The organism is Bordetella muralis (genome assembly GCF_054781015.1).
The window spans coordinates 310,681-325,113 of sequence record NZ_BAAGVF010000004.1; the positions used below are offsets into that span (position 1 = coordinate 310,681).

Annotated in this window: 11 protein-coding genes; 5 read left to right on the forward strand and 6 right to left on the reverse strand. The window is 59.1% G+C overall.

Annotated features, from left to right (window positions below):
* Positions 1-25: 25 nt before the first annotated feature.
* From ACYVIT_RS10010 to ACYVIT_RS10020, 3 genes are all read right to left on the reverse strand, one after another.
* On the reverse strand, positions 26-2,218 hold the full coding sequence (locus ACYVIT_RS10010) for a TonB-dependent receptor (protein ID WP_415807494.1): 2,193 nt from the start codon (positions 2,216-2,218) through the stop codon (positions 26-28).
* A 176-nt stretch (positions 2,219-2,394) separates the two neighbouring features.
* Entirely contained in the window at positions 2,395-4,986 is a 2,592-nt protein-coding gene (gene acnB / locus ACYVIT_RS10015; RefSeq protein ID WP_415807493.1) for a bifunctional aconitate hydratase 2/2-methylisocitrate dehydratase, read from the reverse strand.
* 206 nt (positions 4,987-5,192) lie between these two features.
* Positions 5,193-6,173 (reverse strand): tripartite tricarboxylate transporter substrate binding protein, encoded by a 981-nt coding sequence (locus tag ACYVIT_RS10020; protein ID WP_415807492.1) that lies wholly within the window; start codon positions 6,171-6,173, stop codon positions 5,193-5,195.
* Positions 6,174-6,357: 184 nt separating this feature from the next.
* On the opposite strand from ACYVIT_RS10020, the gene ACYVIT_RS10025 reads away from it, so the two are divergent.
* Positions 6,358-7,287, forward strand: coding sequence for a LysR family transcriptional regulator (locus ACYVIT_RS10025; protein WP_415807491.1), 930 nt, complete (start codon positions 6,358-6,360; stop codon positions 7,285-7,287).
* A gap of 47 nt (positions 7,288-7,334) precedes the next feature.
* On the opposite strand, the gene ACYVIT_RS10030 is transcribed toward ACYVIT_RS10025, so the two are convergent.
* Positions 7,335-7,625, reverse strand: coding sequence for an antibiotic biosynthesis monooxygenase family protein (locus ACYVIT_RS10030; RefSeq protein ID WP_415807490.1), 291 nt, complete (start codon positions 7,623-7,625; stop codon positions 7,335-7,337).
* A gap of 103 nt (positions 7,626-7,728) precedes the next feature.
* On the opposite strand from ACYVIT_RS10030, the gene ACYVIT_RS10035 reads away from it, so the two are divergent.
* The 3 genes from ACYVIT_RS10035 (at position 7,729) to ACYVIT_RS10045 (ending at position 9,832) form a co-directional block, all read left to right on the forward strand.
* Complete coding sequence (locus tag ACYVIT_RS10035) at positions 7,729-8,028, forward strand: YciI-like protein (RefSeq protein WP_415807488.1); 300 nt, start codon at positions 7,729-7,731, stop codon at positions 8,026-8,028.
* A gap of 112 nt (positions 8,029-8,140) precedes the next feature.
* Positions 8,141-9,022, forward strand: coding sequence for an EamA family transporter (locus ACYVIT_RS10040; protein ID WP_415807487.1), 882 nt, complete (start codon positions 8,141-8,143; stop codon positions 9,020-9,022).
* Between the two features lie 48 nt (positions 9,023-9,070).
* Positions 9,071-9,832, forward strand: a complete 762-nt coding sequence (locus ACYVIT_RS10045) for a TSUP family transporter (protein WP_415807600.1) — start codon at positions 9,071-9,073, stop codon at positions 9,830-9,832.
* 48 nt (positions 9,833-9,880) lie between these two features.
* On the opposite strand, the gene ACYVIT_RS10050 is transcribed toward ACYVIT_RS10045, so the two are convergent.
* Both ACYVIT_RS10050 and ACYVIT_RS10055 read right to left on the reverse strand, forming a co-directional pair.
* Positions 9,881-12,358, reverse strand: a complete 2,478-nt coding sequence (locus tag ACYVIT_RS10050) for a DUF3772 domain-containing protein (RefSeq protein WP_460478190.1) — start codon at positions 12,356-12,358, stop codon at positions 9,881-9,883.
* Positions 12,359-12,478: 120 nt separating this feature from the next.
* On the reverse strand, positions 12,479-13,453 hold the full coding sequence (locus tag ACYVIT_RS10055; RefSeq protein ID WP_415807484.1) for a LysR substrate-binding domain-containing protein: 975 nt from the start codon (positions 13,451-13,453) through the stop codon (positions 12,479-12,481).
* A 175-nt stretch (positions 13,454-13,628) separates the two neighbouring features.
* On the opposite strand from ACYVIT_RS10055, the gene ACYVIT_RS10060 reads away from it, so the two are divergent.
* A complete protein-coding gene (locus ACYVIT_RS10060; protein WP_415807483.1) occupies positions 13,629-13,829 on the forward strand; it encodes a hypothetical protein in 201 nt (66 codons plus the stop codon).
* Positions 13,830-14,433 lie beyond the last annotated feature (604 nt).

Consider the following 14,433-nt stretch of genomic DNA (forward strand, 5'->3'; position numbering starts at 1 on the left):
CCCCGGTGCCGATATTCGGGCTTGTTCAGAAGTCGACGGACATCGACAGCTTATAGACGCGACCCGTGCCGTGAGTGAGCTGGCCAAAGGAGTTTCCTACCGTGGACCAATACTTTTTGTCAGTGACGTTATCTACGCCAGCACGCCATACTACGTTATGGCCATCGATCTTGGCCGCATAACGAGCCCCCAAATCGATTCGGGTCCATGCCGGTATTTTGCCGGTGTTATCGATATTGACATACTGCGACCCGCGGCGTTGAACATAGGCCTGCAACGTCAAACCGGTGAGTGCGGGCACATCCCATTCCGCGCCCATTATCGCCTGGTAACGAGGGACACCGATCGCGTCATTTCCGTCTTGCTCGGCGCCGGCCGTGCCTCGCAGCTCGGGGTCCATGAAGGTTATCCCGCCCAACAGCCGTACGCCTTTCATCGGCTCGCCGTAGATATTCATCTCGAGCCCGCGATTGCGCTGCGAGCCGGCGATACCAAATACGAGATCCGAGTTTGTATAGGCTTCGGGCTTCTCGATCTGGAAAACACCGATATTTCCGCCTATATCGCCGAAATCAAACTTGACGCCGGCTTCCGTCTGTTTAGTGCGATAAGGAGCGAGCGTGTCGCCAAAATTGACGGCGCCAGACGGTGCGGAATCGCCTTTGCTCAACCCTTCGATGTGGTTCACATAAAACGACACCTCTTCCCACGGACGGACGACCAAGCCGTAAGCAGGCGTCCACACTGATTCATCATAAGTCGTGGTGTGGACACCATTGGTGTCGTAGAGTTTGTCTTTGATCGTTTGACGTCGTACGCCGAGCGTCAGAAAGACGCGATCATCCAGGAACGACAACTGATCCGACAACGCAAAGCTGGTCAAATCGGTACGGCTGCTGGCGTGCGGATCGTCCATGTCACCGCCCACAAACGTCGTAGGCGGACGATCAAAGTACTCGGGATCATAAATGTCGATCGGGCTGCGGGCGCTCGTCTCCCACGCTTGTCTGACGCGCGTCTGCAGCCTGGACACCCCAATATTCACCAAATGGCCGACTGGCCCGGTCTGGAATTTTCCGCGCATGCCAATTTCGCCGCTGACCGAGTCGCGCGTGTACGGCACAGTCAATCGACCCACAGTCCCCTTGCCATCGCCGTCAACAATAGGCTGACCATAATCGCCGTTCTCGCGATCGTGGCTGGTACCGATGGCTGCATAACCCATCCAGTTGCTGGTGAGGTCATATTCCGCGCGAAGCACGCCATACGTGCTTTCCAATTCGCTGTACGTCCACGGTTGTCCGTAGTTCGTGCTATTGGATGGCGGAGACGGCACATCGGGGCCGCTGAGCCTGATCGTGGGGCGTGGTTGCGAATAACGATATTTTTGATAGCCCGCGTCCAACGACACCCGTAGCTTTTCGCCCAGATAATCCAGGCCCACGGTGCCCACTGTCATGCGCTCGCCTGCATCGTCGACGTCGGTGTCGCCATCGCGATGGGCGGCATTGACCCGGATACCGAATTCCTGGTTTTCGCCCCAGCGTCGCCCAATATCGACGCTGCCACCCACCCGAGAATCACTGGTGTAATCGATCGTCGCCCGGGTCAACGGATCCACCCCGGCTCGCTTGGGCTGGATGTTGATAGAGCCTCCCAATCCCGAGCCGCCCGGCGCGGCCCCGTTCAAGAAAGCATTTGCCCCTTTCAGGATTTCGACCCGCTCTACCATCTGGGTCGGTAACACTTGACGCGGCAAAATGCCGTACAGACCGTTGAATGACAAATCGTCATTGTTCAGCGCAAAGCCACGGATAGAAAACGTTTCGGCCGAATTCCCAAAGCCATTCCCCACTTGTACCGAGGAATCATTCTTGACAACATCGCCCAACGTGCGCGCCTGTTGATCCTCAATCAGCTTGGACGTATAGCTGGTGACCACAAAAGGCGCGTCCATATTGTCGATATTGCCCAGCACCCCCAACTGCCCGCCTCGCGCCACTTGCCCGCCTGCGTACTCTACGGAGGTCGGCGCAGAAACACTGGATTCGCCCGTAACTGTCGTTTCTTCCAGCGTGGTGACGCTGCCTTGTACAGTTTGAGACCAAGCCGGCGCTCCAGTGAGCACTCCTGCTGATAATGCGGTATGTAAAGCAATGCTGAGCGGTTTGAGACGGATGCGACCTGCTGGCCGCGCCCGGAAGGCGAAGGTAGGCATAGGAATAGGGAGGTTTTCAGGGAATAGCAATAAGAATCTCTTTTATTATCGTGATGATATCGAAGTTAAGCAATCTTTCATTTTTCAGCCCGAGCCGGCCCGTCTCATAAAACAAAACGGCCCCGGGAAAAATCCCGGGGCCGTTCCACCTACGACTGCAGTCGATAGCGACCGAGTTACACCTCAATCACCGCAGCCACATCCTTGTAATCATCGATCTTGTCGAAGTTCAAGTACTGATAGATCTGGTCGCCGCTCTTGTTGATGACGCCCATATCCGCCATGTACTCGTCCTTGGTCGGGATGCGACCCAGACGCGAGCAGATCGCAGCCAACTCAGCCGAGCCCAGATACACATTCGTGTTCTTGCCCAGACGGTTCGGGAAATTACGCGTGCTCGTCGACATCACCGTCGCGCCTTCGCGCACCTGGGCCTGGTTACCCATGCACAGCGAGCATCCCGGCATTTCCGTACGGGCACCAGCCGTACCGAACACGCCGTAGTGGCCTTCTTCGGTCAGTTGTTGCGCGTCCATCTTCGTCGGCGGAGCCACCCACAGCTTGACCGGAATATCGCGCTTGCCTTCGAGCAGCTTGGATGCCGCACGGAAGTGGCCGATGTTGGTCATGCAGCTGCCGATGAACACTTCGTCGATCTTGGCCCCGGCGACTTCAGACAAGGTCTTGACGTCGTCCGGGTCGTTCGGGCAAGCCACGATCGGTTCATGCACGTCGGCCAGATCGATCTCGATCACCGCGGCGTATTCGGCGTCGGCATCCGGTTCCAGCAGCTTGGGATCAGCCAGCCAGGCTTCCATGGCCTTGATACGGCGGCCCAGCGAGCGCTCGTCTTCGTAGCCATTGGCGATCATCCACTTCAGCATCACGATGTTGCTGTTGATGTACTCGATGATCGGTTCTTTGTTCAAGCGCACCGAGCAGCCGGCGGCCGAACGTTCGGCCGAGGCGTCCGACAGTTCGAAAGCCTGTTCCACTTTCAGGTCGGGCAGACCTTCGATTTCCAGGATGCGGCCGGAGAAGATGTTCTTCTTGCCTTGCTTGGCCACGGTCAACAAGCCTTGCTTGATGGCGTACAGCGGAATCGCATTCACCAGATCGCGCAGCGTCACGCCGGGCTGCATCTTGCCCTTGAAACGCACTAGCACCGATTCCGGCATATCCAGCGGCATCACGCCCGTCGCGGCAGCGAACGCCACCAGGCCCGAGCCGGCGGGGAAAGAAATCCCGATCGGGAAACGGGTGTGCGAGTCGCCGCCCGTGCCCACCGTGTCAGGCAGCAACATGCGGTTGAGCCACGAGTGGATCACGCCATCGCCCGGGCGCAGCGAAATACCGCCACGCGTGCTGATGAACTGGGGCAGCGTGTGGTGCGTCTTGACGTCCACAGGCTTCGGATAGGCTGCCGTGTGGCAGAACGATTGCATGACCAGATCCGCAGAAAAGCCCAGGCAAGCCAGGTCTTTCAACTCGTCGCGGGTCATGGGGCCGGTCGTGTCCTGGCTGCCCACCGACGTCATGCGGGGTTCGCAGTAGGTATTCGGGCGCACGCCTTGGCCTTCGGGCAGACCGCAGGCGCGGCCGACCATCTTCTGGGCCAGCGTGAAACCCTTGCCCGAATCAACCGGATTCTTCGGCAGACGGAACAGCGTCGAGGGAGGCAGGCCCAGTGCTTCGCGCGCCTTGGCCGTCAGGCCGCGGCCGATGATCAGCGGAATACGGCCGCCGGCGCGTACTTCGTCAAACAGCACATCGGACTTGACTTGGAATTCGGAAATGACTTGGCCGTCTTTCAGGGCCTTGCCCTCGTAGGGGCGCAGTTCCACCACGTCGCCCATTTCCATCTTGGACACGTCCAGCTCGATCGGCAGGGCGCCCGCGTCTTCCATGGTGTTGTAGAAAATGGGAGCAATCTTGCTGCCCAGGCACACACCGCCAAAACGCTTGTTGGGCACGAACGGGATGTCTTCGCCCGTGAACCACAGCACCGAGTTGGTGGCGGATTTACGCGAAGAACCGGTGCCGACCACGTCACCCACATAGGCGACCAGATGGCCTTTTTCCTTCAGCGATTCGATGAATTGCACCGGACCGCGTTTGCCGTCTTCCTCGGGCTGGAACGCTGCGCCATCGCGCTTGTTCTTCAGCATGGCCAGCGCGTGCATCGGAATATCCGGGCGCGTCGTGGCGTCAGGGGCGGGCGACAGATCGTCGGTGTTGGTTTCGCCGGGGACCTTGAATACCGTGATGGTCAGGCTCTCGGGCAGCGCGGGGCGGCTGGTGAACCATTCCGCATCGGCCCAGCTTTGCAGCACGGCTTTGGCGTTGGCATTGCCCTTGTCGGCCTTTTCTTTGACGTCATGGAACGCGTCAAACATCAACAGGGTTTTCTTCAGCGCGTCGGCAGCGATGGTGCCGACCTCGGCATCGTCCAGCAATTCGATCAGCGGGCCGATGTTGTAGCCACCCAACATGGTGCCCAACAATTCGGTTGCTTTGGCCCGGCTGATCAGGGCACACGATTCTTTGCCCAGCGCGACAGCGGCCAGATAGGATGCCTTGACCTTGGCGGCATCATCCACGCCGGCGGGCACGCGGTGGGTCAGCAGATCCAGCAGATTGTCTGCTTCGCCTGCGGGCGGGTTTTTCAGGAGCTCGATCAGGTCGGCAGTTTGTTGAGCCGACAGCGGCAGCGGAGGGATGCCCAGCGCAGCGCGCTCGGCAACATGTTGACGGTACGTTTCCAGCATGAATAGGCCTGCATAAAAATCGGGTTGCGGGAAGGGTCTTCGAGGCCGATTGTAGAGGCTGGAGGGGGTGGGGGCAAGTGTCTTATATCTTATATAAGACTTGATTGATTCAGTATGGATTTCAAATCCATATTGTCTCTGGGGGCATGCCGCGTGTCGGGCCGCTGGCCACGCCCGTCGCACGCGGCCCGACGCGCGCAATAGGACTATTGCAGCTTTATATTGCGCTCTTGCACGAGCTTTTTGCCCTGGATGGTCTCTTTAGCCAAATAAGTCTTCAACTCTTCGGGCGTGCCGCCAATAGGTTCGACTCCGATGGTATCCATTGTGGTCTTCACTTTGGCATCGCTCAGGGCCTGGCGCATTGCAGCGTTGAGTTTTGCGACAATCTCCGGCGGGGTGCCGGCCGGTGCGAAAGCCGCGAACCAAGGCGTCAACTCGTAACCCGGCAATCCGGCCTCCGCTACGGTGGGGACGTCAGGCAGCGCCGACGAGCGTTTGGCCGTCGTGACCGCCAAGGCTTTCAATTTGCCCGACATGATATGCGGTTTGGCCGACGTCACACTGTCGAACATATAGTCCACCTGGCCGCCCAGCAGATCCGCTACGGCGGGGCCGCTGCCCTTGTAGGGCACATGCAGCATGTCGATTCCCGCCATCGACACGAAAAGCTCGCCAGCCAGATGAATCGACGTGCCGACGCCGGCTGAGGCAAAGGTGTAGTGACCAGGCTGCTCCTTGGCTTTGGCGATGACATCGGCAATGCTCTTGCTGTCAACGCGCTGCGGGTTGGTGACGAGCACATTGGGCACGATAGCCAGCAACGAAATGGGCGCAAAATCCGCTTGTGGGTCGTAATTCAGGTTGTCGTACAGTGCCGGATTGACCGCCATGCCATTGGCCGCGATCATGATCGTATAGCCGTCGGGCTTGGCGCGCGACACCATCGCTGCGCCGATATTTCCGCCCGCACCTGCGCGGTTCTCGACCACGAACGAGGTGTTCAGTTGCCGGCCCATGGCTTCGCCCAATGTCCGGGCAATATTGTCCATCGCTCCGCCGGGCGGGAATGGCACCACCCACGTTATCGGACGTTCGGGATACTCGGCGTGGGCAGCCGCGACGGCTCCCGACAACGCGCCCGCCGCGCAGAGCGCGGCCAGCGGCTTTAAAAATCGGCGATGCATGACTGAATGTCTCCTTGGTGTTGCAGAGCACTCCAGGTCCGCGATGATTATCGCGATAGCGTTCATTGCCGTGATTGCCATACCTGAAACAAGTGCTTTTCGGCGTAGCCGAAGTATGCCGCTCGATTTTTCGCGGGTCCAAGACTATATTGGTTGCTTTCTATACCTGAAAGGTATGCGTTTTATGGAACTCCGGCACTTACGCTATTTCCAGGCGGTTGCGCAGGAAGGCAGTTTCACACGAGCGGCGGTCCGATTGCATATCGCTCAACCGCCGCTCAGCCGGCAGATTCGTCAACTCGAAGACGAGCTAGGCGTCACTTTGATAGAGCGTGGTTCGCGTGCGCTGAAATTGACCGAGGCTGGCCGGTTTTTGCTGGAACAGTCGCTGCAGTTGACGGCGCGTCTTGACGAAATTGTGCAAGGCACCCGCCGCCTTGGACGGCACGAACGTGGGTGGTTCGGCATCGGCTTTGTGCCGTCTACGCTGTATGGCTTCGTGCCGGAACTGATCCGACGTTTGCGTGAGGCCGACCCGCGCATTGAAGTCGGCTTGGCTGAGATGACGACCTTGCCCCAGCTCGAGGCGCTCAAGGCTGGACGCATCGATGTAGGGATTGGCCGTATTCTGCTTGATGACCCCGCGATCGAACGCCGTGTGCTGATGGCCGAGCCCTTAGTGGCGGCGCTGCCATTGCGGCACCCCTTGGCGCGGCGCCGGCGCGTAGGCATTGCAGAGCTTGCCGAGCAACCTTTTGTGCTCTATCCGGCGCGTCCGCGACCCAATTATGCGGATCACGTGCTTGGCTTGTTCCGCGCGGCGGGCCACACCCCGCGTGTCGTCCAGGAGGCCAACGAACTGCAGACTGCGATCGGCCTGGTGGCGGCAGGCCTGGGAGTGACTGTCGTACCTGCGTCGGTACATCGTTTGCATCGCGCGGACATCGCGCATGTGCCTATCGACGCCAATACTTTCGTGTCCCCCGTTATCCTCAGCTATCGGAAAGACGATCACTCGCCGTTCCTGGCCGATGCGATTGCACTTGCCGTGCAATTGGCCAACGCGGAAGCCGCAGGCGCCAAGCAAACCGCCGCGTCTCCTTCCGATACCTGACAAGGTTCGGTCAACGATGACCGAACCTTCAGTGCGACGAGCAGTTCTTACAGCACTTTGGCCTCATGATGCACTTGCGGCGGTTGCGCGAAATGCGGACCGACCAGCTTGCGCCATTCTTGAAAGTCGGCGGACTCCCGAAAATCGACCATGTGATTTTCGACCGTTTCCCAGTCCACGACCAACGTGTATTGCTGGGGATTTTCTATCGATCGATGCAGTGCCATGCCATGGCAGCCCTTGGCACGCAGAAACAGCGGCTTGGCTTGTGCCACGCCGGCTTCGAACTGAGCCTCGTGCCCGGCGGTAACGAGAATACTGGCGATTTCCTGGATCATCTGGATTTCTTCCTTGATGTAGTGGACAACTGATAAGCGAGACGAACAAAACTCACGGCAGGTATGATCAAGCTACCTAGTGACTTTAGCGCAGGAGCGTGCCATGCATTATCTGATGTTTTACGACCTGGTCCCCGATTATCTCGAGCGGCGCGGCGCATTTCGCGACGAGCACCTGGCATTGGCGCGCGCAGCCGTAGCCCGCGGTGAGTTGGTAGTGGCCGGCGCTTTGGCCGATCCTGCTGATCAGGCGGTGTTGTTATTCAAAGCCGATTCCCCCGCCGTGGCCGAAGCGTTTGCCAAAGCGGACCCGTATGTGAAAGCAGGTCTGATCAAACAATGGCGGGTACGTTCATGGACTACCGTCGTCGGCGAACTAGCCGAACACCCTGTACCGGGCTGAGCTTGTATTCAGCAGGTTGTCAGTCTTGCGGTGCGTTGATGGCGTGTCCGCATACAGGCGTATGATGCCGCCTTTGTCCTGACATTTCTGCCCGGTACTGGCCGCACTGCTCATGCCACTTTCACATTTGTTGTTGGCGTTGTCCGTCGTCTTCATTTGGGGGACGAACTTCGTGGTCATCAAATGGGGGTTGGCGGAGTTTCCCGCATTCCTCTTTGCGGCATTGCGATTTTTGCTGTCGGCGCTGCCCTGGATATTCGTATTCCGCCGCCCGGCAGTGCCGTGGAACATGCTGGTGCGCGCTGGCCTGTTGTTGGGTGTAGGGCAGTTTGGCCTGGTTTATTGGGCGATGCGCCAGGACATCTCGCCAGGCTTGGCCTCCCTGGTCGTGCAAGCGCAAGTGTTCTTCACCATCATCATGTCGATGATCATGACAGGGGAACGCGCGCGGCCATTGCAAATCGCGGCGCTCGTGTTGGCAACGAGCGGTTATGCGGTCGTCGCATGGCGCAGTGCAACTGACCCGGCTGCCGCCGTCACGCTGCTTGGCTTGGGCTTGGTATTGGCTGCCGCATTCTGCTGGGCATGTACCAACATGGTCATGCGTGGTGCGGGCAGAGTCAATATGGTGGCCTTTACCGCCTGGAGTTCGCTCTTTGCCATCATTCCTTTGCTGATCATCAGTCTGCTGATAGACGGGCCCGCGAATGTGATCGGCGCCTTGACGCATGCCAGTGGCTGGGGGTGGTTGGCTGCACTGTGGCAAGGCGTGGGCAATACCGTGTTCGGATTTGGCGCTTGGGGGTGGTTATTGGCGCGCCATCCCGCTGTTACCGTCACGCCGTTGGCGTTATTGGTGCCGGTCTTCGGTATTCTGTCGTCGGCAGTGCTGCTTGGCGAAGCACTACCCGCCTGGAAAATCATCGCGGCCGCCCTGGTGTTGGGCGGCTTGTCTTTAAACGTTTATGCGAGCCGTGTGCGGAGCAAACGATAACGATATGCCGTGGCAGCGCTTCGCTATGGCGTACATACTCATCGATACATGACGCTGGTTGATCATCTATTGTTCCTGGGTTGCGTGGCCTTGGCCACCTATGCCCAGACCATGACAGGTTTTGCCTTCGGCCTGGTCTTGCTCGGGCTGACAGGGCTGTTGTCTTTGGCACCGTTGCCCGAGATGTCCAACGTAGTGAACATGCTGACGCTGGTCAATGCCGTGGTGGCGCTGAGTGGCACGCGTGCAAAATTGGACTGGTCTTTGATTCGCACGCCATTGATCGCCAGCCTGGTCGGGGTGGCGTTCGGCGTCTTTGCGCTGGAATGGATCAGCGGCAGCGCCGTATTGTTGCTGCGTGGCCTTTTGGGCTTGACCATTCTGGCCTGCGCCGTCATGTTGATCGCCCGCAGCCGGCCATTGGAGCAGGTCTCACCGCGAGCCTCCTTCATCTCATATGGCTTGGTGGCCGGCGTACTGGGCGGCCTGTTCTCCAGCGCCGGGCCGCCTATGGTGTATCTCCTTTATCGACAGCCCTTGCCCTTGTCCGTGATACGGAACAGTCTGCTGGTCTTGTTTGCAGCCAACGCAGTGGTGCGCCTGTCTTTGGTCGCGGCCAACGGCAGCCTGAGCGTGTCGTCCCTATGGATGGGCCTGGAGGCTTTGCCTGTTGTCGTCATCTTGACGTGGCTCGTGCGGCGCTATGCCTCCAAAGACTCGGTGAAAATGGTCAAGCGCCTGGTCTTCGTGCTATTGATGATTGCGGGATTGGGATTGTTGATTCCCGTGACTCAGGCGCTATTGACATAGATCGAGAACACAGACCGAGGCGTGGCACGGATGCGTGCCACGTTGCGTTCACGGCTGTGTTTTCGATTCGGCGGATGCGGCAGGTTTAGGTGGTTCCGGATCCTCGGTGCTTTGCACCTCAGCAGATGCCGCGGCGGGCTCTGATCCTGCCGTAGGCGCCTGCGCCGGCGCAGGCGCCAGCATCATCGTCGACGGCGTAGACAATGGCAATTTCGCATTCGCCAAACGTTGCAGCACGTCATATAACAACGCACTGCGTACGCTATACGCATTGCGTGGCGTGCTGACATATCCGCGTGCGTTAAACAGCAAATGCCCGTTCTCAATGCCTTCCAGATAGACATTGGGGGCGGGAGTGTCCAGCACCCCTTCGTTCGCAGCGAATGCCTCCAGCATGACGTCGCGCACACGCTCTACATCCGCATCCAGCGGCATGGGCAGCTTCACTTGCACCAAGCCCAACGGATTGTCATGCGTCACATTACGTACCGTTTTCGTCACGAACTCTGAGTTCGGCACGATCACGGTGGACCGATCCGCCATTTGTATTTCCGTCGCACGCACATTGATGCGCAAAATATCGCCCTCGACCCCGCCGAGCGATACCCAGTCTCCGACTTTGACCGGCCGTTCAGCCAACAGAATGAGGCCCGACACAAAATTCTGTACCACCGCCTGCAGCCCGAAACCGATCCCCACCGACAACGCACTGGCAATCCACGCGACGCGTTCCAGGCCGATCCCTAACGCCGATAACGACAGCGCAACCGCCAGCACCACGCCCGCATATCCAAACAAGGTCGCGGCTGATAACTGCATGCCCGGATCTAGCTCTGTCGTGGGCAGATATCGATTCGCCAGCCAACGCTTGAGCACGCGCACGCCCAACAGACAAAACGCGAGCACGAGCAAACCCTGCATCAACGCGCCGGGACGCAAGTGCACCTCGCCGATTTGCAACCCGGTGAGCAGTTGGTTCATCCGGTGCAGCAGATCCGATGGTCCTTCGCCAAATGGCGCCAGCAGCAGCGTGGCGGCCAGCAAGCCCACCGTCACTCTTCCGATTCCAGCCAATAGCACGGCCGCCTGGCCACGCAGTCGTTTGCGCGCGTCGTCTTCGCTGTCCGGCGCGGGCGCCAACAGCGTGCTGAAACCATCGGTGATCAGGATCGACAGCAGATATGCAAAACACAGAATTGCCAGCGTCCACAATACTTGCTTGACGACAAAACTGCCGAACGCGACATACCCGGCAAGCAGGCTCACGACGCTGCATGCCAGAATCGCCCACGTGATGCCTATGAATATCGAGAGCCAGAACGGGCGAGGCGGTAGGGGCTGATCGTCGGCGCCGTGCTCCAACTGTTTGCGCAACCGAGTGCTGCGTCGCAGCCCCCATGCCAACGTGGCTATCAACGCCAGGGCGGCTATCGACGTCGCCAAAATCGTCGTGGTCAAGCTGGCGTTCAATAAGATCGGCAGCTCGTCACACAGCCAGATCACTACGACCAATATGCCGAGCAGAGTCGGTAAATGGCGCAGACCTTGCGCTACATCATCGTGAATCGATGGCAAGCGCCAGCTGGACCGTTCGGGCGAAAGCAAAGCATGACCCAGCCCTGCCACACAGCCGCCAAAGCATACGACTGCCACCAGGCTGCTCAACAAATCGCGCGTATCGTCGGACAGCCCGGCATTCCAGGTCACCCCGGCATACAGCAGGGCGGCGATGACGCCCGGGGTTGCCGAGGCCAGGATCACAATGCAGATGGCCAGGAACGATCGGCGCAATCGGCCGGGCGGGACGCGTGTGGCGGTCAGTCGCAACAACAATCGGCTAAAGGCCACGCGCAATAGCAGCGTGATACCAATGGCCACTGCCAGCACGAGCCAGATAGCGCCCTGAGTGCTGGTGACAGCCTCCCGCAATTCTTGACTCCGCTCAGTGAGGCGCCTCCAGTCGCGGGGCAGATCGCTGCGTAGCTCCTTCCAGAACGTATCCCCCACAATCGAGTCGCGGCGCTCTCCCAGCCGGGCTTGAAACTCTGTGCGCCGCAACGTAGATATCTGCTCGGCAGTCTGCGCCGCCTCTACCGCAAGCAAACGCGCCAGCTTGGTTTGCGAGTCCAGCTTCCGGTTGTCTTGTTGCAGCTGTGTGCGCTGCGCCGCGACATCTGGCGCTTCGCGCGTCCCCTCAGGCGGCTGGCCCAGCTCTGACAGCCTGGCAGTCACCGCGGCCAATTGCGGAGTCAGGGCCTCGGCCAAGGTATTGGCACGCGACTGGATATCCAGCACATCATTGCGCCAGCGCACGAGTTGCGCGTCTTCGCCGCCGTCTTCCAACCGTTCCCGGATCTGGTCGATCTGCTTGCGAGCGTCGGTCAGCGCAGTTTCCGCGTCGGCGGCACTGGGCGGTCCCTCTGGTTGCGCGGCCGCCAATCCGGCGACCCCCAACCAGAGCCATATCGTCATTGCCGCCAGCAGGCGGGTCCAGCAGGCGCGTGAGCCGCGCGGGAACTGCATCATGATGGGCGAACCTCGCGCATCCAGTAATAACGATGCAGCATAGCAAGCGTATCGGGTGTCTGGTGCAACAAAACCTGTTTGGATGCACCAGTTGGTCCAGAACGACACCCGTGAATCCGATCAGGATACAGAGGGTGGCCGGGACGCCTCAGTGGCATTTGGGGCATTTTCCGTGTGGCTAGCGATCAGCATGTCGCGTGATCGCTCCAGTTCATCACGTATCCATTGCCTTAAAGCGGACAACGGCAGCCAATCTCTCAACCCGGGGGGATACACCAGGTGATAAGTCTCCGCAGGCTCGAAATCTATACTTACCGGTGATACTTTCACCAACCTGCCCGCCCGCAAGGCATCGACCGCCAGCAGCTCACGGCCCAGTGCCAGCCCAAACCCCTGTTCGACGGCCTCCAGCATCATGCCGACATCGTTGAACGAGGCCACCGGCGTGACATTTGCGGTCAATCCTGCCGCCGCGAACCATTGCCGCCACAGTTCCTTGTCCCCCAGCAACGGCTGACGCGCCAGCGTTTCCGGACGCAAATCGGCTAATTGGTCTACGGTGGCAGGGGCTGCCAACACAATGAGTGGCATCGGAATATCGAAAAGCGGCTCCGACATCACACCTGGCCAAGGGCCTCGTCCTGAGCGCAGCGCGGCATGAAAGCCGTCGCGCTGCAGGTCGGCCAACTGCTGGGACGTCTCGATTTCCAACGTCAAATTGGGATGGCGCTGGCGCCAACGAGCCATTCGTGGCAATAGCCATCGCTGTGCAAAAGACGGCAATACCGACACGCGCAGATGCTGGTCAGCGCCCTGGGCAAAAGACGCCGCTGCCATCACGCCGTCATCCAGCTGCGCCAAGGCGCTTTGCACGCTGCATAGCAGTGCCCGGCCTGCGCAGTTCAGGGTCACGCGCCGCCCTTGGCGATCAAACAGCGTAAATCCCAGTTGTTCCTCCAGCACACGAATCTGCTGACTGACCGCGCTGTGGCTCAGGTGCAGCCGCTCCGCGGCGGCACGCAGATTCTGCAATTCGGCCACGGCGCGGAAAGCGGGCAGGGTGTTCAAAGGCAATCGGCTCATGCTGGTAAGCATAACCGACCAATGTGGGTAGAACAATGCGATTCACAGCGCGCCATTGTGCTTTTACGCTAACCAGTGTGGGACATCCACTTGGGAGACACATATGGAATCGCCGGGAATACTCTCTGCTGCAAACACTGCAACCCCCCAACTAACCGCTTCGCTCCGCGCTGTGGCTGTGCCGCGCATGACCCGCGCCGCAGGGTTTTGGACCGCCTGGTGGCGAGCCTTTCTGATTCGCCGCGCTAGAAAACAAACGGTTGTTGCCCTGAGCGAACTGGACACTGACGTATTGCGCGACATCGGCGTTCCAGAGTCGTTGCTGGGCGAAGCCGAAGCCACGCGTCGATTGGACGAGAATCGTCGGGCTTTCTGGTTATGGTCTTGATACGGAGCGCGGCAGGCCCGGAGTATCGATGCGATCCTGCTGCCGTTATATATAGAGACTCGATGAGGCGACCCTACGGGCAGCCGCGGCCGCCTCTACGGTGTGTCGTCATTTATCTATACACAGATATAGGGAGCGCAGGGACGGGGGGCTCAACTTGATGAGGGTGCTTGACTGTATTTGGCTGTATATCAGGCACCATGCGTATATAAAGAGGGCTGAATGATCCTGCCGATAGGATGATTAGACTCGTTAATTCGTCCTGTTTGCGTCACGCAATTGTCATGTGCTATAGTCTCGCTCCTTCGCTGCTTGAACGCGAATTCAGACGAAACGCAGTTTCGGTTGAGACGGGATCAAGCGGTGGGGCCGAAGTGGTAACGCAGTAAATTCCCGCGACGATGATTATTTGAGATCTAGTTGCACCGAGTTTAAAAAGTGTGTTAATATTTCGGGCTCGGCAGTTGGTGAGGTTAGGGTTAACCCTGATATCCCGAATGACCGAGGCAGCGACTGGGGTGACCTGGTGGCTGTGAGGTGATGAAGCGTTCAGATCGAAACGAAAACGAATCGATTTGACAGCGTGAAAAAAAGCCTTCATAAT